Genomic DNA, 19,997 nt, shown 5'->3' with positions numbered 1-19,997 from the left:
GCCGCTTCAGTGCCAGTCGTCGAAAAAGGCGCTGCCGGCCCTGGCGCGCACGTCCTGGCCGGCGCGGGTGCCGAGCGCTGCCGCATCGCGGCGGTGGCCGTCAGTCGTCACCGCATGCTGGCTGCGGCCGTCGGGGGTGATGATGAGGCCGGAGAACCGGATCAGGTCGCCTTCGCAGACGGCATAACCGCCGATCGGCGTGCGGCAGGAGCCGTCGAGTGCGGCGAGGAAGGCGCGTTCGCAGGAGACGGTGTCGAAAGTCGGGCCATCGTTAACCGGCGCCAGCAAATCGTCGACCCTGGCATCGCCGATGCGGCTTTCGATGCAGATCGCCCCCTGCGCCGGGGCCGGCGGGAAGGTGTCGGGATCGAGGATATCGGTCAGCACGTCGACCTTGCCGAGCCGTTTCAGGCCGGCAAGCGCCAGCAGGGTCGCATCCACCTCGCCCTGTTCGAGCTTGCGCAGGCGGGTTTCGACCAGGCCGCGGAAGGTGATGACATTGATATCCGGCCGCATGCGGCGGATCAGCGCCTGGCGGCGGAGCGAGGAGGAACCGACGGTGGCGCCATGCGGCAGGTCGATTAGTTTGCGCGCGGTGCGGCCGATGACGGCGTCGCGGATATCCTCGCGGGGCAGATAGGCAGAGAGATAAAGCCCCTCGGGCAGCTTCGTCGCCATATCCTTGGCGGAATGCACGGCGAAATCGAGCTCGCCGGCGGCAAGCTTCTGTTCGAGCTCTTCGGTGAACAGCCCCTTGCCGCCGATCTCGGCCAGCGACCGGTCGGTGATGCGGTCGCCCTTGGTCGTCAGCACGACGATCTCGAACATGTCCTCGGGCAGATGATGCGCCGCCATCAGCCTGTCGCGGGCCTCATGCGCCTGGGCAAGCGCCAGCGGGCTGCCTCGCGTGCCGATCCGGAAAGGTTTTGTTTGCATCCGTTCTATTCCGTTGTTACCGGAGTTCTCGTAAACGGGTTTCCATCCCATCGCAATCAACGAACAGGCTTCATGGTTCCCTTTCTGCGCATCCTTGGCATCGAAACGAGCTGCGACGAGACCGCCGCGGCGGTCGTCGAGCGCGATGCTGAGGGGCATTCCAACGTGCTGTCGGACGTGGTGCTTTCCCAACTCGACGAACATAGCGCCTATGGCGGCGTGGTGCCCGAGATCGCCGCACGCGCCCATGTCGAAGCGCTGGACGAGCTGATCGAGGAGGCGCTGAACCGCGCCAATGTGTCGCTCGATGATGTCGACGCCATAGCCGCCACGTCGGGGCCGGGGCTGATCGGCGGGCTGCTGGTGGGGTTGATGACCGGCAAGGCGATCGCCAGAGCTGCCGGCAAGCCGCTCTATGCGATCAACCATCTCGAAGGCCATGCGCTGACGGCGCGGCTGACGGACGGGCTTTCCTTTCCCTATCTGATGCTGCTCGTCTCCGGCGGCCATACCCAGCTCATCCTGGTGCGCGGTGTCGGGCAATACGAACGCTGGGGCACGACGATCGACGATGCGCTGGGCGAAGCCTTCGACAAGACGGCAAAGCTGCTCGGCCTGCCCTATCCCGGCGGCCCGGCGGTGGAGAGGATGGCGCGGGACGGCAATCCCGATCGCTTCGATTTTCCGCGGCCGCTGGTCGGCGAGGCAAGGCTCGACTTCTCCTTCTCCGGCCTGAAGACGGCAGTGCGGCAGGCGGCGCAGGATATCGCGCCGCTCAGCGATCAGGACGTGGCGGATATCTGCGCCTCGTTCCAGAAGGCGGTTTCGCGGACGCTGAAGGACCGTATCGGCCGTGGCCTGCAGCGGTTCAAGACGGAAATTCCCGCGACATTCCCTGCCACTGGCCCAGCGACTGGCGAAAAGCCGGCGCTCGTCGTTGCCGGCGGCGTCGCCGCCAATCTCGAACTGCGCGGCACACTGCAGGCACTGTGCGACAAGAACGGCTTCCGCTTCGTCGCGCCACCGCTGCACCTCTGCACCGACAACGCCGTGATGATCGCCTGGGCAGGACTGGAACGGATGGCGACCGGTGCCGCACCGGATACGCTCGACGTGCAGCCGCGTTCGCGATGGCCGCTCGATTCCAATGCGGAAACGCTGATCGGCTTTGGAAAACGAGGGGCCAAGGCATGAGGGAAAACATCGCCGTCGTCGGATCGGGGGCTTTCGGCACGGCGCTTGCCGCCGTCATCGCGCTTGCCGGCCGCAGCGCCGTGACACTCGTCGGGCGTAATCCGGCGCTGATTGCCGATCTGAAGAGCGAACGGCTGCATGATGCGGTGCTGCCCGGCATTCTCCTGCCCGATACGCTGGAATTTTCCGCCGAGGCGGATGCGATCGCTGGTGCCTCCATCGTGCTTTTTGCGATGCCGTCGCAGGCGCAGGCCGATGCGGCACGGCAATACGGCCCTTATCTAACCAAGGATGCTGTCGTCGTTACCTGTGCCAAGGGTATTGAACGGGCGACCGGCAATCTTTTGACCGACATGCTGCAACGGGAACTGCCGGACCATTCGGTCGCCGTGCTCTCCGGCCCGGGTTTTGCCGCCGATATCGCCAAGGGCTTGCCGACGGCGATGGCGATTGCGGCAGCCGACATGGAGATCGCGGAGCGGCTGGCTCAGGCCATATCAGGCCGGACCTTCCGGCTCTATGCCTCCAACGACCGGATCGGCGTGCAGCTTGGCGGCGCGCTGAAGAATGTGCTGGCGATCGCCTGCGGCATCGTTGAAGGCCGTGGCATCGGTGATTCGGCGCGTGCGGCGCTGATTGCGCGCGGGCTTGCCGAGATGTCGCGTTTCGTCGTCGCCAAGGGTGGCCAGGCGGATACGGTGCGCGGGCTTTCCGGCCTCGGCGATCTGGTGCTGACGGCAACAAGCCATCAATCGCGAAACTTGCGCTTCGGCATCGCGCTCGGGCGCGGCGAAAAGACCGATCCCCTGCAGGGTGCGCTGGTGGAAGGCGCGTTTGCCGCCTCCGTCGCCTCGCGGCTTGCGGCGGAATTGAAGGTCAGCATGCCGATCACCGATGCCATTTCCGCCATCATTGACGGCAAGCTCGATATATCAGAGGCGATAGAGCAGCTGATGACGCGTCCGATCACCACCGAATAGGAGACAGACATGCTTTTCGCCCTTCTCTGCAAGGACAAACCGGGACACCTGAACGTGCGCATGGATACGCGTCCGACGCATATCGAGCATCTGAACAAGCTGAATGCCGAGGGTAAGCTGAAGATCGCCGGCCCGTTTCTCGATGACGACGGCAAGCCCTGCGGCAGCCTGATCATCGTCGAAGCGGAATCGAAAGAGGCGGCGCGTGCGCTTGCCGATGCCGATCCCTATGCCAAGGCCGGACTATTCGAAAGCGTCGACGTCAAGGCCTATAACTGGGTCTTCAACAAACCGGAGGCGTGAGCATGGCGCACTGGCTCTATAAATCCGAACCCGCCTCCTGGTCCTGGGAGCAGCAGAAGGCTGCCGGCGAAAAGGGCACGGAATGGACCGGCGTCCGCAACTATCTGGCGCGCAACAACATGCGGGCGATGCAGATCGGCGACAAAGGGTTCTTTTATCATTCCAATGATGGACTGGAGATCGTCGGCATCGTCGAAGTCTGCGCCCTGTCGCATCCCGATTCTTCCGCCAAGGGCGATCCGAAGTGGGATTGCGTCGACATCCGCGCCGTCATGGACGTGCCGAAGCCGGTGACGCTGAAGGATGTCAAGGCGAGCGAGAAGCTCGCCAAGATGGCGCTCGTCACCTCGATGCGGCTTTCGGTACAGCCGGTCACCGAGGAAGAATATCTCGAAGTCTGCCGCATGGGCGGACTGGACAACCCGCCGCGTTGAAGACTGATCCGCAAGCTTTTATCCGCGCCAACACCAGCCTGATGCCGCCACCGCATGTGCCGGAGATTTCGCTCTATCTGGCGAATGAGGCGCATGAACTCTGGCTGAAGACGGAGGAGGAGCTGGAGGCGATCGGCCTGCCGCCGCCCTTCTGGGCTTTTGCCTGGGCGGGCGGCCAGGGACTGGCGCGCTACGTTCTCGATCATCCGGAAGCGGTGCGCGGCAAGCGCGTGCTTGATTTCGCCAGCGGTTCCGGCCTTGTCGGCATTGCGGCTGTGATGGCCGGTGCCCGGGAGGTCATGGCTAGCGATATCGATCCCTGGGCGGAGACGGCAGTCCGGCTGAATGCCGAGGCCAATCACGTTTCACTCGGATTTACCGGCGCCGATCTGATCGGGCAGGCCGTCGATACGGATATCGTGCTTGCCGGCGACGTCTTCTACGACCGCGCTTTCGCCGATGCGCTCGTTCCCTGGTTGGCGAAGCTCGCGGCCGACGGGAAGCGGGTGCTGGTCGGCGATCCCGGACGTAGCTATCTGCCGCGGGATCAGCTGGAATTCTGCGCGGTTTATGAGGTGCCGGTAACGCGGGCGCTGGAGGACAGCGAAATCAAAAAGACGACGGTGTGGCGCTTCGCTTCCTAGATCAAAAATGAGAGCCTGATGTCCCAGGCCATTCAGGGGGAACTAAAGCGGCCGTCGCTTCGCCGCCCGCTGCTCAAGCGACTGCTCAAGCCGACCCTCGATATCCAAAATGTTCCCGACGAACTTAACCTGACATCACCGCGCTGGCTTGTGGCGGGATAGCGTGCATATTCACACGGGCTATCCGCAGAGCGTTGATCAACGGGGGAACTTATGACGATCTACGACGAGCTTCGCAAAGCGCCGTTCAACCTCGACGACGCTGCGATATCCTGGATCCGCGATGTCTATGCCTCGCTCGATCTTGATGACAAGATCGGCCAACTCTTCACCTTGATCATGATCGGGACGGATGAGGAGGATTTCAAACGCATTGCTTCACTAAGGCCGGGCGGCGTAACCCGCTTCTTCACGGCTGACCTCGAGTTCGAGCGGCGGGTCATCTCTGACCTCGTGGCCAAGAGCAAAGTCCCGCCCATCATCAGCGCAGACCTCGAAGGCAGCCGTCATTCCTTCGCTTTCGGCACTCCGGTGCTGGGCCAACTTGGCCTTGCCGCCGTCGACGACGTTCAGGCGACCGAGAAAAGCTCGGAAATCCTGGCACGCGAGGGCCGCGCGATGGGCGTGCGCTGGTCCTTCACGCCAGTCATCGATATAAATAACGCGTTCCGATCGCCGATTGTCGGTACGCGCTCATACGGCTCCGATGTCAACAAGATTGAGCGGCACGCGGTTGCCCATGTTCACGGTCTCCAACGAAATGGCGTTGCCGCCACCGCAAAGCACTGGCCGGGCGAGGGATATGACGACCGCGATCAGCACCTCGTTACGACGACCAATCCGCTTTCCATGGACGAGTGGAAGGAAACCTTCGGTCGGCTCTATGGAACGTTGATCGCCGAAGGCGTGTTGGCAATCATGAGCGGGCACATTTCCCTTCCGGCCTATGTTCGATCGAAGATGCCAGATGCCGGGCTTGAAGCCTTCCGACCGGCCTCGGTTTCCCGGTTGCTGAACGTTGATCTTCTCCGAGACGAACTCGGCTTCAATGGCATCATCGTCTCTGACGCGACACCCATGGGAGGGCTGTCCGCCTGGGGCCACCACCTCGATACGCTGCCTGATATCATCGCAAATGGCTGCGACATGATCCTCTTCAGCGATGAACCTGAGCAGGATATGGCGGCGGTCAAGGGTGCCATCGAAGATGGGCGAATTACTCCGGAACGACTTGAGGAAGCGGTTCTTCGCGTGCTGGCGCTCAAGGCCCATCTCAAACTTTTTCAACCGTCAGACGTCCTCCCCGATGCGGCGGAAGCGCGCCACCTGCTTGCGCATCCAGACAATGTCGCAGCATCAAGGGAATACATCGGCCGCTCGCCTACGCTTGTGAAGGACGTCAATGGTATCTTTCCGCTCGATCCGGCGAAAACAAAGCGCGTGCTGCTGGTCGACGGCGGCATCATTCATCCGCTCATGCCGCAGCCACTGGAATTCTTGCTACCCGCGCTGTTGCGGAGGGAAGGTTTCGAAGTCACGATCGACCGACCGGACATCGTGCCGACCCCCGACGACTTCGACCTCGTCCTCTACGCGCTAGGCGACGAGTCGCTACTCGTGCGAGGTCGGATATTCGTCGACTGGCATAGGATGGGTGGTGGAGGCCTCTTCAAGGCCATGTACCGACCCTGGACGAATATTCCCTCCGTAATGATCTCCTTTGGGCATCCCTATCACCTTTACGATGCGCCGCGCGTACCGGCCTATATCAATGCGTACTCCACCATGGACAGCGTCCAGGAAGCCGTCGTTGATTGTATGCTCGGTCGCAAGCCCTTCCTCGGTACCAACCCGGTAGACCCTTTCTGTGGCCTGGAAGATGCGCGCTATTGAAGTCGTCGGGAGCAGAGGCTGCCGGCCTATTGGAACGGGGCAACAGGCGCGTTCCGATCATTCGCGATCGCCCCGACCAGAAGATGTCAGCCGGCGATCAAAGGCGGCTTCATACACCATCGTGGCGGCAAGATCAGCCAACGCCGTTCCGACTGCCTTGTAGCGAGTGATCTCATCGTTGGACGTCCGCGCGCGTCGGCGTGTTCGCATCATGGCCAGCGCTTTACTCACTTGAGGAAAGGGAGAATGATATCTGCAGTCCGGCGGTCTTTTGGTGAAGCTCGCTTAGTCGGAACGATCAGATCGCCGCACGTCCCACAGCGAGTTCCAAGGTTCAAAATGCAGCACTTCGACACAGATGCGCTCGCGACCTTCGTGGCAGTGGCCGACGCCGGTGGCTTTACTGCAGCAGGGACGAGGATCGGCAAGTCGCAAGCGGCCGTCAGTCTCATCATCGCCCGTTTTGAAGAACAGATCGGGCGGAAGCTGTTTGACCGGACAAGACGCGGCGTGCACCTGACTGAAACAGGCGAGATCCTGATTGGCTATGCCCGCCGTATCATTGCGATCGAGGACGAGGCGCTGGCAGCGCTCGATCCAGGTGCCATGCGCGGCTATGTCCGTCTTGGAATGCCGGACGACTACATCGAGCTGTTTGGCAAGCCTTTGATCGAAGAGTTTTCGCGCGCCAATCCCCGTATCCAAGTCGAGATCCAGTGCGACTTCTCCCGCTCCCTCGAGGCGATGGTCGAACACGGCACTATCAATCTCGCTATCATCACTCGTGCACCGGATTCGATCGTCGGCGAGTTGCTGCGTCGCGAGCCGCTGGTCTGGTGCGGACCTCCAGATGGGCAGATTGAGCGGCAGCGCCCCCTCCCTCTTGCCTTGTTTCCGGAGAAGGATTGTCGAGCACGGCCCCATATCGTCCACGCTCTCACCCAGGCCGGCATCGGATGGCGAGCGGCATGGACATCCTCACATCTGCCGTCGATTCAGGCGGCGCTGGATGCGGGTGCCGCGGTTACAGCTTTGCCGGCCTCGGTTGTCGCTTCGCGACACCGCCGTCTGACCGCGGAAGCCGACGGCCTGCCGTCGCTGAAACCGCTCGAGATCGCCCTTCTCGTTCCACATGGCGCGCGCGCCGCTGTTCGCACGGTCGCCAGCTTCGTCCGCTCGCATTTTCAGCAGCTTTGACACTATCTACTGGTCGCCGTGATCAGGGTCGCGATCCGGTAAACGGCCAGTTGCAAGGCATATGGTTTTCAGGATCCCAAAACAGCAAATTGGCTAGGCCGCCATGTCTCTTGCTGCGTCTTCAAAAATACCGATCATCTCGTCGATAACGCCATCGGTGTGGGCATTGGAAAGATAGAGACGACCGAAGGCAAACGGCATGATCAACAGCCCGCGGCGGCGAAGCGCCTCATGAAGTTTGAGTGTCATGACGGCATTTGCCCTGTCCAGCGTCTCTGCGTAGTTCGAGGGCGGGCTATCGGCAAACCAGATTGTAAACACAGAGCCCTCCCCAGAGGTTGTAACTGCCCTGCCATAACTGGCAAAAGCTGAATTTATGCCATGCCTTAACCGCTCGCCGCGCGCCAGCAAGGCGGCGTAATCGAGGTCTCTCAGAACCTGAAACGTTGCGGTGACGGCGGCTGTGGCCACAGGATTGCCGCTGTAAGTCCCGGCGCGGTTGACTGTACCCTCTTCTGCAAGCGCCATGAGGTCGGGTCGACCGACGACAGCGGCCACTGCGACGCCACTGCCGATGGCTTTGCCGACGGTGGCCAGATCTGCTTCCACCTCCATGCTATGCCCCGTCAGCCCGAAACGCGTGCGAAATCCCATCAGCACCTCATCGAGAATGACAAGCGCGCCATGGCGCCGCGCCGTCGCTTCCACATGAGCAAGATATCCGGGCGCTGCCGGGATGCATCCCGCATTGGCCAGCATCGGTTCCAGGATAACGGCAGCGATGTCACTGTTTTCTGCGAACAGTTGATCGACATCATCGAAGTCGTTGAAGCGCAGCAGCGTGGTTCGCTCGTGCACCGGCCGTGCGTTTGTGAGCATTGCCGCATCGGCGGATCCCGCCTGGCCTAGCGTAACGTCGTCATACCAGCCGTCATAGCCGGCAGCCATTTTTGCGATATAGGAGCGGCCCGTGGCAGCGCGAGCGAGCCGGCAGGCGAGATGAACGGCCTCGCTACCGGTATTGGTAAAGATCGCCCGCGACAAATGCTGCGTCGCAGCGGTCAGCACGCCGGCAGCTTCCTCCTCTCCATCATGGGCAAAGGCCGGCATCGGCCCATTGCGCAGGGCGGCAGTGACTGCCTCGACAACCAGCGGATTCGCATGGCCGATCACCGTCGCCCCAAATCCGAGCGCCGTATCGATATACTGGCGCTGTCTGTCGTCCCAGATATAGGCGCCTTGGGACCGTCGGGCGACAAAGGGTTTGCCGTCCATGGGTGGCAAGGCCCGCCCGGCGCTGGAGATTCCCCCAACCAGATGTTTCGTCATCGTATTTGTCCATTCGTTGCGGCCACGGACGGTTGCTAGAACCCGAAGTAACGCGGAAGCCATTCCGTCGTCTCTGGAATGAAGGCGACGAGCAAAAGGCAGATGTTGCTGGTGATGAAGAACGGAATGAGTCGGCGAGTGACAGCGTTCACTCCAACCTTGGCGACGTTGCAGACGACGAAGATGTTGGTGCCCACCGGTGGCGTGAACAATCCAATACCCAGCGCCATTGTGAAGATCAGACCAAGTTGATATGGCTGAAGCCCTGCTTCGACGCCGATCGGATGAACGATCGGTGCAAGGATGATCAGCGAAGGCCCAAGGTCCGCCCAGGTGCCGACGAAGGTCAAAAGCGCCAGGATGAGCAGGATCGTGATGGTCGGACCGGCTCCCCAAGCATGAAGGAGCCCGGCGGTCCATTGCGGAATCTGCTCGACGGTCAGTATCCAGGAAAACGGAACGGAAACAGCCATGATGATCATGATCGCGCCGGTCATGCGTACCGTCTCCGCCCCGATCTTCCAAAGGCCGGCTAAGGTAATTTCGCGATAGAGGACACCTCCGACCAGAAGAGCCCAGACCACTGCCACGAAGGCAGCCTCCGTCGTTGTAGCAAGCCCACTCAGCATGGAACTGAGAACCGCAATAGGCATCATTAACGCAGGAAGTGCCCGCAAAAGGTGCTTGCTGAAGCTTGTTACGGTCGGACGGGTCTCCGACTTTGGAAAGTTCTCCTTCACCCCAACCCACCAGGCCGTGAGCATGAATGTGACCGCCAACATAAGACCCGGAATGATGCCTGCTGCAAATAGTCCACCAATCGACGTATCCGTTATGACCCCGTACATGATCATCACAACGCTTGGCGGCAGGATGATGCCGAGCGTGCCGGCTGCGGCCGTAACTGCTGCAGCGAAGTCTCTTGGATAGCCCCGTTCGGCCATCGCCGGGATCATGATGGCGCCGACAGCACCCGTGTCGGCCGTGGCCGATCCGGTAATTCCTCCATAAATCATGCAGGTCGCGACATTGACGACACCCAATCCTCCTCGCACCCATCCGACCATGTCATTGGCAAGGTCGATGATCCGGCGTGTCAGGCCACCCTCATTCATGATGCCGCCGGCGACGAGAAACAGCGGGATGGACGCCAATGAAATGGAATCGGCTCCCATATAGACCTGTTGCGCAAACCAGGAGGGTGGGAGCGGAACCAGACCGAAATAAATGACGACAAGGGTGGAAAACGCGATCGACCATGCGACCGGCACACCAGTGTAAAGCGTAATGGCGAAGACGCCGAAGAGAACCAGAAGCGTCATCGGACACGCTCCCGGAATGCCGAAACGATGCGCGCAATGGCGATGATGGCGAGAGTGGCGCCCATGAAGACGATGATGCTCTGAACGATCCAACTCGGCGCGCGCATAACGGGGGTCGGAACAAATCCCGTGCGCGCAAGCATGGCCTTGCCGCTCCACAGAAAGGCGGCGGCAACGGTGAGCAGGATGAGATTGTGATAGATGCGAAACCAGCGGTTCCGGCCACTGGTGGACGTGTTGCCGTCGATGGAAACGTTTTCGCCGGCGACCTCCGACAGAACAGCACCAATCGCGGTCGTCCACAAGAACAGGATGCCGACCATTTCAAATGACCAAGTGATTCCGGAAAGACCGAGATACCGGCCTACGGCACCAAGCCCGGTAGAAAGGATTAGGGCGACGACAACGAGGACACCAACGATCGTCATCACGAAGACCGCTGAAGAAGCGAGGCGTTTCATGGGGCTTTCCATCAAAGGAGGACGTGGCTGCACAGGCAACGAATACGGCAAGGACACGTCGGGGGACCGATCGAATCCTCGCCGCAGGCATTGCCTATTTTCCGGCTGCTGCCGAGCGCACGGACGACACCAGATCGTCGCCCCATTCCGCCCCGAATTTCACATAGACAGGATCAACCATCGCACGGAAGGGTGTCGTGTCCACCGTCGTTACGGTGACGCCCTTCGACTTGAGGTCCTCAATGACCTGGGCATAGACTTCGTCGAGTTTTCCGCGGTACCAGATCGTCGTCTCTTCGACTGCCTTGGTCACCGCAGCCTGGTTTTCCGGGCTCAGAGCGTCGAAGCGCTCCTTGTTCATGAACCAGTAATTCGGCGTCCAGATATAGTTCGAGACCGATAGGAACTTCGCGCTTTCGTACCATTTCTGATCCGCGAAATCGCGTATTTCCGGCTCCACGCCGTCGACCACATGCGATTGCAGCGAGGTATAGACCTCCCCGAATGGAATCGATTGCGGCAGGGCACCCAGCTGTTCGATGGTTGCGAGAATGACGGGGTTCGGCGGCGTGCGCAGCTTCAGACCCTTGATATCCTCCGGCGTCGCGATTGATTTGCTGACAGTTGCAAATTGGCGGAAACCGGAATCAAGCGCGCCGAGCATCTTGAAGCCGTTGTCGGCACCCGTGTCGAAGACCTTCTTCCCGACTGGTCCGTCGAGAAAGGTGTGCGCTGCGTTTGCATCGGAAAACAAGAACGGCAAGGTGACGACGTTGAGCTTCGGATCGATCGCATCGGCAACGCCGCCTAACCCGATATCGATGGAGCCGGAGCCGACACCATCGGCGATCGGTCCCTCATCGCCCAACTGACCATCTGGAAAAATCTGGACGGTAAGGCCGCCCTTGGTTTCGCCGGCGAGCTTGTCGGCGAACATGACGACAGCCTCCTGAATGAGGCTCTTCGAGCTCGATGCGTGGGCGAGCCGAAGAGTTTCGGCATTCGCTTGGCCGGTGCAAAGCAACATGATGCCGGCGATGGTGGACATGGAAAGGCGACCGGCGTGAGCCCGCATGATATTGAATTCTAACATGTTACCCTCTTTGTCATTGTTATGACCAAGAGTATGTGCGGCCTTTCTCAGGGGTACAATCGGTAAAGCAACGTCTTCGATCAGGAAACGTTATGTTGCTATATCAGATCGTTATGCTGCGCCGCTTGTCACGCAACTGTCCCAAATTAACCCATTAATTAGCATTCACTTGCATGCGCGGACTGCGATGCTACCGTCGCCGGCATCGTGGGGGATCGCGCATGACGATTGAAGAGCTGATCGATTTACAGGAAGCAGGCTCAAGGGCGCGGGTGCTCGGCCTGAAGGCTCACGAAAACCCATACCTCGCCGCCCATAGGATGCCGACTGGTGATACCAGCGCCCTCGGGGATTGGCTTGCGCGTCACGACGCGTGGAAGTTCGGTTGGGAAGCGGAGGACGCTAGCCGCGAAGGTAGGATTGCTGCGCACTTCAAGGAGCTGATCTCGATTGCCAAACGAGGTGCGCTCGATGCGTAACGTTAGGTTTTCCTGCCTCGTCACGGCGAAGGATCGGCACCTCTTTCACCATCGGATTACCAGCGTTCAGGTCTATTCGAAGAGCGGCGAGATCACCATTTCCGGCACCAGCACCAGGCCCTTGTCGGTTATCCGGATTTCCGGGATGACCGACAGCGGGATAAGGTTGAAGCCCATATAGGCGATGGTGCAGCCTGCCTTTTCCCATTCGAGCTTCAAGGCCTTTACCTCGTCGGCGACCTGGTGCACGCGCTTGTCGGACAAAAGCCCGGCGATCGGCAGCGGCACCATGGCCGTCACCTTGCCGTCCATCACGACACAGACGCCACCCTGCTTTTCTTCGATCGCGTCGAGCGCCACCTGCATGTCCGCGGCATTGGTGCCGGCGACGATGATGTTGTGGCTGTCGTGGCCGACCGAGGATGCGACAGCGCCTTGTTTGAGCCCGAAGCCATTGAGCAGTCCGTGGGCGACATTGCCGGCAGACTTGCCGTGACGTTCTACCACCGTCACGAAGCAGAGGTCGTGCTTGTCGAAATGGGCTTGCCAGTCATTGGCCGGTTCCAGCGTGACGGTGACATGGCCGAGGGTGATGCCAGGCAGCTCCGTCTTGATCGTATGAGCGACGACCGTCTCTATCGGTAGGTCCGGTGTCAGCTTGAGATTTTTTGGCAGCTTGACCGTGTGGTAGGCGGCGTCCGGATAGCGATACGGTTTCGACAGGGCTTCGTCGAGGATCGGCGTGATCTTCTTGCCGTCGACGACGAGCTCGCCGCCATACCAGGTGCTAACAGGCGTAAGGTCGTCGCTGAGAAGCACCAGGTCGGCGCGGCGTCCGCCGCCCAGACCGCCGATTTCGCCTTCCATGCCGAACCGCGTCGCGCCGTGCAGCGAACCCATCGCCCAGGCCTGTTCCGGCCTCATGCCGTATTTCACGGCTTCGCGCGTTACCCAGTCCAGGCCGAAGGCGAGCAGATCTTCCGCATCACGGTCGTCGGTGCAGACGGCAACGCGCTTGTGGGAGGCGCCGAGCTCGGTGATCGTCTTGATCGCCTGCGGCAGCGAATGCCAGGGGGTCGTCGGCGGGCCGCCGCGCAGGAAGATCCACACGCCGGCTTCCAGCAGGTCGTCGGCAATGTCGCGGTCGATAGCTTCATGCGTGTCGGTGACGCCGGATGCGGCATAGGCGGCAACGAACTCCCGTCCGTAGACATGGCCCGACACCGGCCTGCCGCGCTCGAGTGCTGCAGCCAGGATCGCATGGCTGCGCTCGTCGCCCATTGCAACGGGGACAAAATCCATCTTCTCACCGAGAGCCACGGCTTCCGGCCACTTGTCGAACAGGGCGGCGATCTTGTCCGGTGTCAGGTCGCCACCGGCTGTTTCCAGATCCGGCGTCGTCGCCGGCACGGTGCTCGGCACGGTCAGGAAGATCGACAGCGGCGCCTGCCGTGCATCCTCGAGCATGGCCTCGACGCCGGCGACGTCCATGACATTGCCGATCTCGTGGCTGTCGCAGAAGATCGTCGTCGTGCCGTTGAGGAGCGCCGCTTCGGCATAGGCGCAGGCCGTCACCATCGAGGATTCGATATGGATATGCGGATCGACCAGACCGGGCGCGATGATGCCGCCCCTGGCGTCGTAGAGCTTGGCGCTCGCGCCCCTGTAGCTGCCGGCCGGCTTCACGGCTGCGATGCGGCCCCCCGAAATCCAGACTTCGCGTCCGTCGAGAAAGCGCTCCGAATAGGTGGACAAGACGCGTGCGCCCTGGATGACCAGGTCGGGTTCGCGACGAGCGGAGGCGACATCGGCAAGACGGCGGGTCATGGTCGAGAGCGGCTGAACGGAGAAGCGGGTAAGCGTGCTCATGTAAACCTCATTTCCAGGCTCGGGGAGGACTGGCGAGATTGTAAGGAACGCCGCCGGCGGAAGGAAGCACGAATAGTTCTTGTCTCTGGCCTCAAACGGATGCCAGTCAGCGTTTCCCGCGAACTGCCAGAACGGCTTCCGCAAAGGTGTCGATCTGGCTGGCCTGCAGCCCAGCGACATTGATGCGTCCGTCCTCGACGATGTAGATCGCGTGCTGCTCGCGCAGCATCACGGCTTCTCCGGGTGTCAGGCCGATCAGCGAAATCATGCCTTTGTTCTTGGCGAGGAAATCGTAGTCGCTGCCATTGGTGAAACGCCGGAACGAGGCAGCAAGCCCCTGGCGCAGCGACAGAATGCTGGAGCGCATATCGTCCAGTTCGGCGCGCCAGTCGGCCGAAAGCGCCGGGTCTTCCAGGACGGTGCGAACGATAGCCGCGCCATGATCCGGCGGCATCGAATAGACGAGACGGGCTCGCACTGTGAGTTGCGCCTTGGCTGCATCCGCCCGATCCGCGTTCGCGGCGAGAATGAATGCGGCACCCGTACGCTCGCGATAGATTCCGAAATTCTTCGAGCATGACGAGGAGACGAGCATTTCCGGAACCATGCCGGTGAGCAGCCGTACCACGAAGGCATCGTCCTCGAGACCCTCGCCAAACCCCTGATAAGCGATATCGACCAGCGGAACGAGCCCGCGCTCGGCGATGATCTCTGCCAGCGCCTGCCATTGCGAACGGCTCGGGTCGGCGCCGGTCGGATTGTGGCAGCAGCCGTGCAGCAACACGATGTCGCCCCGCTCCGACCGTGAGAAATGATCGAGCAGGGCGTCGAAATCCACCTCGCCTGTTCGGCGATCGAGGTAAGGGTAAGTGACGACCCGAAGCCGGTTGTCTTCGAGGATCGACACATGGTTCACCCAGGTCGGGTCGGGCACATGGACCGCAGCACCCGGGCGCGCCAGGGAGATCAGGCCGGCGAGCACCGTCAAGGCGCCTGCTCCGCCCGGCGTCTGGATGCCGCGAATTCGCTCCCACGGCGCGGCTTCGCCGAAGACAAGCCTGCCGATGAGATCGCAGAAAACAGGATCTCCGGCCGGGCCGACATAGGCTTTGGTCGTCTGCGCGGTATGGATTCGCTTTTCTGCCTCCCTCACCGCCCGCGGGATCGGCGTCGTACCGGAGGCGTCCCGGTAGACTCCGACGCCGAGATCGATCTTGTTCGAACGACTGTCCTGCCGGAAAATCGGCATCAACGACAGGATCTTGTCGGCTGGCGGCATTATCAGATCATCGAACATGGTTCTCTCCGGTCAGGGGAATTGCGGGCGGCGATGAAATGCCGGCGCTTCATGATGCGGCCGCAGCGCAAATCAGCCGGCCCGCCTATTTCAGGGCGCCGATCTTGTTCTCGATGGTCTCGAGAAATGCGCCGGACCGCACGATCTCGAGAGCCGGTGTGGTCTGCTTGGGCATGTAGCTGTCCTCCTGCTGGAACGGGATCGCGTCGCGAAGCGCGTCATAGAGCGCCTGGCTGCCGGTCCCGAGCTTGTAGCCGCCGAGTGCCTCTTCGGTCAGGAAGATGGCGCGGGCCGCAAGCAGGCATTCGACACCAAGGATCTTCGGCATGTTGTCGACCACCTGACGCGTCTTGCGGCATGCCCATGTCGCCATCGAAACATGGTCTTCCTGGCTGCTCTTGGTCGGGATGGTATCGGCAACGGCGGGGAAAGCCAGCGTCTTGTTTTCCGATGCGACGGACGCCGCAGCCGTCGAGATGATGCCATAGCCGTAATTCAGGCCGATCGGCTTGCCGGCAAGGTTCGGCGGCAGGCCGTAGTTCAATGTCGTGTCGCAGAGCGAGAACAGGCGGCGCTCGGAAATATTGCCGATTTCCACCAAAGCGATGGTCAGCAAGTCCATGGCAAAAGCGATGGGTTCGCAATGAAAGTTGCCGCCGGACAGAAATTCCAGCGCGCCGAGTTCGTTCCAGAAGACGAGCGGATTATCGGTCGCGGCGTTGAGCTCGCGCGTGATCAGCTCCTTGGCGTGCTCCAACTGGTCGCGGCAGCTTCCATGCACCTGCGGCAGGCAACGGAAGGAATACTGATCCTGGATTCGAGCGGTGTGTTTCGGATGCAGGATATCGTCCTCGAGGCGCACCGCACGCGCCGCCTCGGTCGTGCGACGGCTGCCCTCGATAATGCGACGGATATTTTCCGCAGTTGCGATCTGCCCGGGCTGCTTGCGCACAAGATGAATGCGGGGATCGAACGCCGCCTGCTCGCCGCGGATCGCCTCCAGACTGAGCGCGCCGGCCGCATCGGCTGTCTTCATCAGCATCTCGGCGTCGTGGAGGTTGAGAACCGCCATGGCCGCGCAGAGGCTGTTGCCATTGATGAGGGCAAGGCAGTCCTTCGCCTTGAGATCGAAAGCAATTGGGAAAATGCCGGCTTTTTCCAGCGCCTGCGGCGCCGGCATGCGTTCGCCCTGGTAATAGGCTTCCGCCTCCTCATAGCCGATCAGCACCGAAACCATGTGCGCGAGCGGCGCCAGATCGCCAGACGCGCCGACCGACCCCTGGATCGGCACCACAGGGTGAACGCCGCGGTTCAACATCTCAACAAGACGATCAACCACCTCGATCCGCAGGCCGGAAACTCCGAGGCAGAAGGCGTTGATGCGGACGGCCATCATGGCGCGGACGATTTCTTCCGACGCCGGCTCTCCGATGCCGGAGCAATGAGAGAGCACGATATTGCGCTGGAAGCGGTCGTTATCGGCCTGGTTGATGGCATAATCCTTGAGCTTGCCGACGCCGGTATTGAAACCGTAGGTCGGCGGCGCGTTTTCGGTCAGCCAGTTTTCCTCGATATAGTTTCTCACCTTGATGATTTCGGCGCGGGCTGCATCGGCGAGCGCGACCTTGGCGCCCTGGCGCGCGATGCGAACGGTATCTTTGATCGTCAGGCTGTCACCGTCTAGAATTATGGCGTTCATCTCGATGTCCTTGAAGCTCGATAGGTGTGAGAAAGTAAGTGCCGAAATCGAACACGCGCGCCGGGAGCGCAGCCTGTCTCGATCGCAGCGGTAATGCCGCCAGTCACGGCGACGTAGTTTTCCGCGACGCCTTCTTCGGTGGCGATGGTTCCTGTCATGACGGCGTCGAAATCGCTCATGATGTCTTCAGATCCTCGGTGCGCATGATGGGGAAGCCGTGGCACACGGCTTTGGTGGCGTCCCGAAGCCGCTCGACCAATTCCGCTGCTTCGGGTTCCGGCATGGAAATCGTTTCGAGATAACGGGCTGCCAGCCCGCCCGGCCCTTCGAGCGGGAGAAAGTCGTCGGCCAGACGCCGGACCTGCAACCGTTCCGCCTCCAGCTCGGCTGCCTTGATCTTCTCGTAAAATTCAATCTCTGCCGTGTTCCTGCGGCCTTGACGCAGGGTTAGCCGAAGATGTCGCAACGGCAGGACGAAATGCGAGCGCCATTCGCCGGCACGTTCCAGAAGCCGCTGCATCTCGCCGTCATCCGTGCCGTGTCCGTCACTATCCGCGAGAGCGAAGAACAGCAGTGACGGCACGTCCACCGCATGACGTGTCTGGGCTTCGAGGCACCAGGACGCGATGCCGGGCTCGCCGTAGAGCCGGACAATGACATCGAAGACATTGGCACAGAAAGCAGCGCGCCTCGCAGCTCCGCTATCCTGTCCTGAGCGCGCGTTGCCGCTTGCCAGCGTTTTTTCTGCCAATGCATCAGGGGCTTTTTCCATCACGCTTGTTCCGCCGTCTTCATTCCGGGCGCCGGTTCGTCGTGAGGGAAATGACAGGCCGCGAATTGGCCGTGGGGCATCGATGCAAGCTTCGGTTCCTGTTCCGCACAAACCGCCTGAGCGCGTGGGCAACGCAGGCGGAACCGGCATCCGGACGGCGGCGCGCTCCGCGACAAGGCCTGCGTCGGCGTTGTGCTCGGCACGATCTTCCGGCTGGCATCGGGAACCGGGACTGCTTCCAGCAGCATGCGGGTATAGGGATGCGCCGGACGCTGATAGATGGCATCGCCGGTTCCGATCTCGACGATCCTGCCCATGTAGAGGACCGCGACCCTGTCGCTGACATTGCGCACGACGGCGAGATCGTGGGAAATGAAGATCAGCGCCAGGTTTCGCTTCTGGCGGATATCCTGCAGAAGATTGATCACATGCGCCTGCACCGAGACGTCGAGAGATGCAACCGGCTCGTCGCAGACGATCAGCTCCGGCCCAACGGCAAGCGCCCGCGCGATCGCAATACGCTGGCACTGGCCGCCGGAAAACTGATGCGGCCTGCGGCCCTCCACCATCGTCCGGCTCATGCCGACATCGTTGAGCGCACGATCGACCCTTTCCAGTCTTTCCGCTTTGTGGATGCCCTGGATCTCGAGGCCTTCTCCGACGATATCCTGCACCTTGCGGCGCGGATTGAAGGAAGAAATCGGATCCTGGAAGATCATCTGCAGCTTGCTGCGGATGGCGCGAAGATCGGAAGCAGACAGATCGGCAACATTCAGGCCGTCATATTCGACGTGGCCGTCGACACGCGTGTCCGCCTTCGGCAGAAGCTTCAGAAGGGCACGGCCGATGGTCGTCTTGCCGCTGCCCGACTCTCCGACGAGACCGAGTGTTTCCCCAGGAGCCACGTCGAAGGAGACGCCGTCGACCGCAACAAAGATCTTGCCGCCGCGCCGGTATCTGACTGAGAGATCGCGTACCTTCAAAAGCGCGTCGTCGCGCAGGAAAGCAGCGAAGGCATGCGTTGCGGCACCTGTATCGACGGCTTGGCCGGAAGCCTCGTCATTCATGACAATGCCCTCCTTTCGACCGCGGTGTCGGCTGCATCGCCGGTTTGAACAGGCACATAGCAGGCGAAGCGGTGCTTGCCGTCCGCACTGGTCGTCATCGGCGGCATCGAGACATGGCAGCGGGCCTCGGCGGCGGGACAGCGCGGTGCGAACGGGCATCCCGGCGCGGGGTTGGCGAGATCGGGCGGACGGCCCGGGATCGTGCGCAGTTTCGTGTGAGCCGGCTGGTCCATGCGCGGCATCGCCGAAAGCAGAGCCTCGGTATAGCGATGGCGCGGATGGGAAAAGACGGTGTCCGTCGGGCCGTATTCCACGACATGCCCGCCATAGAGCACGAGGATGTCGTCGGTGCGTCCGGCGACGATGCCCAGATTGTGAGTGACCAGGATCATCGACATCTGCCGCTGCTGCTGGATAAGCTGCAGCAGATCGAGAATTTCCTTCTGAACCGTCACGTCGAGCGCGGTCGTCGCCTCGTCGGCGATCAAGAGATCCGGCTGGCAGGCAAGTGCCGTGGCGATCATGATCCTCTGCTTCATGCCGCCCGAAAACTGATGCGGATAATGCCCGTAACATTCCGCGGCATCGGGAATGCCGACGCTTGCCAGCAGCTCGATCGCGAGTGCCTTCGCCTTCGCCTTTCCGAGCCGCAGATGGAAGCGGCTTGCCTCTTCGATCTGCCGTCCCACCCGCACGAACGGATTGAGGGATGTCATCGGGTTCTGGAAAACCATCCCGAACTTGCGGCCTAGAAAAGCGCGGCGTTTCGTCTCGTTAAGCGTCGACAGATCGGTCCCGTCGACAAGGATGCGGCCGCTTGTTTTCATCCCCTCCGGCGCAATGCCCATGATCGTCTTGACCAGCATGGATTTGCCCGCGCCGGATTCTCCGACGATGCCGAGCGTCGTGCGCGGCGGGATGCTGAAGCTGATGTCATGCAGCACGCGGATCGGCCCGAACGGCGACCTGAAATGACAGGAGAGCTCGTGACAATCGAGGACCGGGGTGGTGTTCGCTGCCTCGTTCAT

General features: G+C 61.4%; 21 protein-coding genes. 9 read left to right on the top strand and 12 right to left on the bottom strand.

Annotated features, from left to right (window positions below):
• Window positions 1-6: 6 nt before the first annotated feature.
• Window positions 7-936, bottom strand: a complete 930-nt coding sequence (gene hemC / locus AC2444_RS20330; RefSeq protein ID WP_012759321.1) for a hydroxymethylbilane synthase — start codon at window positions 934-936, stop codon at window positions 7-9.
• Window positions 937-1,008: 72 nt separating this feature from the next.
• Between hemC and tsaD the strand changes: the two genes are divergently transcribed.
• From tsaD to AC2444_RS20290, 8 genes are all read left to right on the top strand, one after another.
• Window positions 1,009-2,130 carry a tRNA (adenosine(37)-N6)-threonylcarbamoyltransferase complex transferase subunit TsaD gene (tsaD, locus tag AC2444_RS20325; protein ID WP_012759320.1) on the top strand — a complete coding sequence of 374 codons (1,122 nt, stop codon included), beginning with the start codon at window positions 1,009-1,011 and terminating at the stop codon, window positions 2,128-2,130.
• Window positions 2,127-3,110, top strand: coding sequence for an NAD(P)H-dependent glycerol-3-phosphate dehydrogenase (locus AC2444_RS20320; RefSeq protein ID WP_012759319.1), 984 nt, complete (start codon window positions 2,127-2,129; stop codon window positions 3,108-3,110). Before tsaD ends, AC2444_RS20320 begins: the two co-directional genes overlap by 4 nt.
• A gap of 9 nt (window positions 3,111-3,119) precedes the next feature.
• Complete coding sequence (locus AC2444_RS20315; protein WP_012759318.1) at window positions 3,120-3,413, top strand: YciI-like protein; 294 nt, start codon at window positions 3,120-3,122, stop codon at window positions 3,411-3,413.
• A 2-nt stretch (window positions 3,414-3,415) separates the two neighbouring features.
• Window positions 3,416-3,847, top strand: a complete 432-nt coding sequence (locus AC2444_RS20310) for an EVE domain-containing protein (protein WP_003543603.1) — start codon at window positions 3,416-3,418, stop codon at window positions 3,845-3,847.
• A complete protein-coding gene (locus tag AC2444_RS20305; protein ID WP_012759317.1) occupies window positions 3,844-4,491 on the top strand; it encodes a class I SAM-dependent methyltransferase in 648 nt (215 codons plus the stop codon). The genes AC2444_RS20310 and AC2444_RS20305 overlap by 4 nt, the downstream gene beginning before the upstream one ends.
• Before the next feature lie 18 nt (window positions 4,492-4,509).
• Window positions 4,510-4,653, top strand: a complete 144-nt coding sequence (locus AC2444_RS20300; RefSeq protein ID WP_012759316.1) for a hypothetical protein — start codon at window positions 4,510-4,512, stop codon at window positions 4,651-4,653.
• Between the two features lie 51 nt (window positions 4,654-4,704).
• Window positions 4,705-6,384 carry a glycoside hydrolase family 3 protein gene (locus tag AC2444_RS20295; protein ID WP_012759315.1) on the top strand — a complete coding sequence of 560 codons (1,680 nt, stop codon included), beginning with the start codon at window positions 4,705-4,707 and terminating at the stop codon, window positions 6,382-6,384.
• Between the two features lie 339 nt (window positions 6,385-6,723).
• Entirely contained in the window at window positions 6,724-7,581 is an 858-nt protein-coding gene (locus AC2444_RS20290; protein WP_012759314.1) for a LysR substrate-binding domain-containing protein, read from the top strand.
• 93 nt (window positions 7,582-7,674) lie between these two features.
• Here AC2444_RS20290 and AC2444_RS20285 read toward each other — a convergent pair whose 3' ends face one another.
• The 4 genes from AC2444_RS20285 to AC2444_RS20270 form a co-directional block, all read right to left on the bottom strand.
• Complete coding sequence (locus AC2444_RS20285; RefSeq protein WP_080518563.1) at window positions 7,675-8,973, bottom strand: aspartate aminotransferase family protein; 1,299 nt, start codon at window positions 8,971-8,973, stop codon at window positions 7,675-7,677.
• Window positions 8,946-10,232, bottom strand: a complete 1,287-nt coding sequence (locus AC2444_RS20280) for a TRAP transporter large permease (protein ID WP_012759312.1) — start codon at window positions 10,230-10,232, stop codon at window positions 8,946-8,948. Before AC2444_RS20280 ends, AC2444_RS20285 begins: the two co-directional genes overlap by 28 nt.
• Complete coding sequence (locus tag AC2444_RS20275) at window positions 10,229-10,693, bottom strand: TRAP transporter small permease (protein WP_012759311.1); 465 nt, start codon at window positions 10,691-10,693, stop codon at window positions 10,229-10,231. Before AC2444_RS20275 ends, AC2444_RS20280 begins: the two co-directional genes overlap by 4 nt.
• A gap of 94 nt (window positions 10,694-10,787) precedes the next feature.
• The gene (locus AC2444_RS20270; protein ID WP_012759310.1) at window positions 10,788-11,786 is read right to left on the bottom strand and encodes a TRAP transporter substrate-binding protein; all 999 of its coding nucleotides are present in this window, start codon (window positions 11,784-11,786) and stop codon (window positions 10,788-10,790) included.
• 221 nt (window positions 11,787-12,007) lie between these two features.
• Here AC2444_RS20270 and AC2444_RS20265 point away from each other — a divergent pair, with 221 nt between their 5' ends.
• Window positions 12,008-12,265, top strand: a complete 258-nt coding sequence (locus tag AC2444_RS20265; protein WP_012759309.1) for a CrpP-related protein — start codon at window positions 12,008-12,010, stop codon at window positions 12,263-12,265.
• Between the two features lie 72 nt (window positions 12,266-12,337).
• Here the strand turns inward: AC2444_RS20265 and AC2444_RS20260 are convergent, their stop codons facing one another.
• The 7 genes from AC2444_RS20260 to AC2444_RS20230 form a co-directional block, all read right to left on the bottom strand.
• On the bottom strand, window positions 12,338-14,134 hold the full coding sequence (locus tag AC2444_RS20260) for an adenine deaminase (RefSeq protein ID WP_012759308.1): 1,797 nt from the start codon (window positions 14,132-14,134) through the stop codon (window positions 12,338-12,340).
• A gap of 106 nt (window positions 14,135-14,240) precedes the next feature.
• Window positions 14,241-15,431 (bottom strand): amino acid aminotransferase, encoded by a 1,191-nt coding sequence (locus tag AC2444_RS20255; RefSeq protein WP_012759307.1) that lies wholly within the window; start codon window positions 15,429-15,431, stop codon window positions 14,241-14,243.
• Window positions 15,432-15,516: 85 nt separating this feature from the next.
• Complete coding sequence (locus AC2444_RS20250) at window positions 15,517-17,130, bottom strand: HAL/PAL/TAL family ammonia-lyase (protein ID WP_012759306.1); 1,614 nt, start codon at window positions 17,128-17,130, stop codon at window positions 15,517-15,519.
• Window positions 17,127-17,309 carry a hypothetical protein gene (locus AC2444_RS20245; RefSeq protein ID WP_012759305.1) on the bottom strand — a complete coding sequence of 61 codons (183 nt, stop codon included), beginning with the start codon at window positions 17,307-17,309 and terminating at the stop codon, window positions 17,127-17,129. The genes AC2444_RS20250 and AC2444_RS20245 overlap by 4 nt, the downstream gene beginning before the upstream one ends.
• Window positions 17,306-17,902 carry a TIGR02444 family protein gene (locus AC2444_RS20240; RefSeq protein ID WP_012759304.1) on the bottom strand — a complete coding sequence of 199 codons (597 nt, stop codon included), beginning with the start codon at window positions 17,900-17,902 and terminating at the stop codon, window positions 17,306-17,308. The genes AC2444_RS20245 and AC2444_RS20240 overlap by 4 nt, the downstream gene beginning before the upstream one ends.
• Window positions 17,902-18,969 (bottom strand): ABC transporter ATP-binding protein, encoded by a 1,068-nt coding sequence (locus AC2444_RS20235; protein ID WP_012759303.1) that lies wholly within the window; start codon window positions 18,967-18,969, stop codon window positions 17,902-17,904. Before AC2444_RS20235 ends, AC2444_RS20240 begins: the two co-directional genes overlap by 1 nt.
• Complete coding sequence (locus tag AC2444_RS20230; protein WP_012759302.1) at window positions 18,966-19,997, bottom strand: ABC transporter ATP-binding protein; 1,032 nt, start codon at window positions 19,995-19,997, stop codon at window positions 18,966-18,968. The genes AC2444_RS20235 and AC2444_RS20230 overlap by 4 nt, the downstream gene beginning before the upstream one ends.

The sequence above is a fragment of the Rhizobium sp. WSM1328 genome, assembly GCF_057653715.1.
Note: the sequence above shows the minus strand (reverse complement) of the source record. Positions and strands in the feature narration are given on the sequence as shown.

What these genes read in the sequence shown, in the direction of transcription:
- AC2444_RS20240 (WP_012759304.1), bottom strand. Translation starts at nt 17,902, where the DNA reads ATGGAAAAAGCCCCTGATGCATTGGCAGAAAAAACGCTGGCAAGCGGC.
- AC2444_RS20290 (WP_012759314.1), top strand. Translation starts at nt 6,724, where the DNA reads ATGCAGCACTTCGACACAGATGCGCTCGCGACCTTCGTGGCAGTGGCC.
- AC2444_RS20315 (WP_012759318.1), top strand. Translation starts at nt 3,120, where the DNA reads ATGCTTTTCGCCCTTCTCTGCAAGGACAAACCGGGACACCTGAACGTG.
- AC2444_RS20245 (WP_012759305.1), bottom strand. Translation starts at nt 17,309, where the DNA reads ATGAGCGATTTCGACGCCGTCATGACAGGAACCATCGCCACCGAAGAA.
- AC2444_RS20255 (WP_012759307.1), bottom strand. Translation starts at nt 15,431, where the DNA reads ATGTTCGATGATCTGATAATGCCGCCAGCCGACAAGATCCTGTCGTTG.
- AC2444_RS20275 (WP_012759311.1), bottom strand. Translation starts at nt 10,693, where the DNA reads ATGAAACGCCTCGCTTCTTCAGCGGTCTTCGTGATGACGATCGTTGGT.
- AC2444_RS20270 (WP_012759310.1), bottom strand. Translation starts at nt 11,786, where the DNA reads ATGTTAGAATTCAATATCATGCGGGCTCACGCCGGTCGCCTTTCCATG.
- AC2444_RS20295 (WP_012759315.1), top strand. Translation starts at nt 4,705, where the DNA reads ATGACGATCTACGACGAGCTTCGCAAAGCGCCGTTCAACCTCGACGAC.
- hemC (WP_012759321.1), bottom strand. Translation starts at nt 936, where the DNA reads ATGCAAACAAAACCTTTCCGGATCGGCACGCGAGGCAGCCCGCTGGCG.
- AC2444_RS20250 (WP_012759306.1), bottom strand. Translation starts at nt 17,130, where the DNA reads ATGAACGCCATAATTCTAGACGGTGACAGCCTGACGATCAAAGATACC.
- AC2444_RS20280 (WP_012759312.1), bottom strand. Translation starts at nt 10,232, where the DNA reads ATGACGCTTCTGGTTCTCTTCGGCGTCTTCGCCATTACGCTTTACACT.
- AC2444_RS20285 (WP_080518563.1), bottom strand. Translation starts at nt 8,973, where the DNA reads ATGGCTTCCGCGTTACTTCGGGTTCTAGCAACCGTCCGTGGCCGCAAC.
- AC2444_RS20320 (WP_012759319.1), top strand. Translation starts at nt 2,127, where the DNA reads ATGAGGGAAAACATCGCCGTCGTCGGATCGGGGGCTTTCGGCACGGCG.
- AC2444_RS20300 (WP_012759316.1), top strand. Translation starts at nt 4,510, where the DNA reads ATGTCCCAGGCCATTCAGGGGGAACTAAAGCGGCCGTCGCTTCGCCGC.
- AC2444_RS20235 (WP_012759303.1), bottom strand. Translation starts at nt 18,969, where the DNA reads ATGAATGACGAGGCTTCCGGCCAAGCCGTCGATACAGGTGCCGCAACG.
- AC2444_RS20310 (WP_003543603.1), top strand. Translation starts at nt 3,416, where the DNA reads ATGGCGCACTGGCTCTATAAATCCGAACCCGCCTCCTGGTCCTGGGAG.
- tsaD (WP_012759320.1), top strand. Translation starts at nt 1,009, where the DNA reads ATGGTTCCCTTTCTGCGCATCCTTGGCATCGAAACGAGCTGCGACGAG.
- AC2444_RS20260 (WP_012759308.1), bottom strand. Translation starts at nt 14,134, where the DNA reads ATGAGCACGCTTACCCGCTTCTCCGTTCAGCCGCTCTCGACCATGACC.
- AC2444_RS20230 (WP_012759302.1), bottom strand. Translation starts at nt 19,997, where the DNA reads ATGAACGAGGCAGCGAACACCACCCCGGTCCTCGATTGTCACGAGCTC.
- AC2444_RS20265 (WP_012759309.1), top strand. Translation starts at nt 12,008, where the DNA reads ATGACGATTGAAGAGCTGATCGATTTACAGGAAGCAGGCTCAAGGGCG.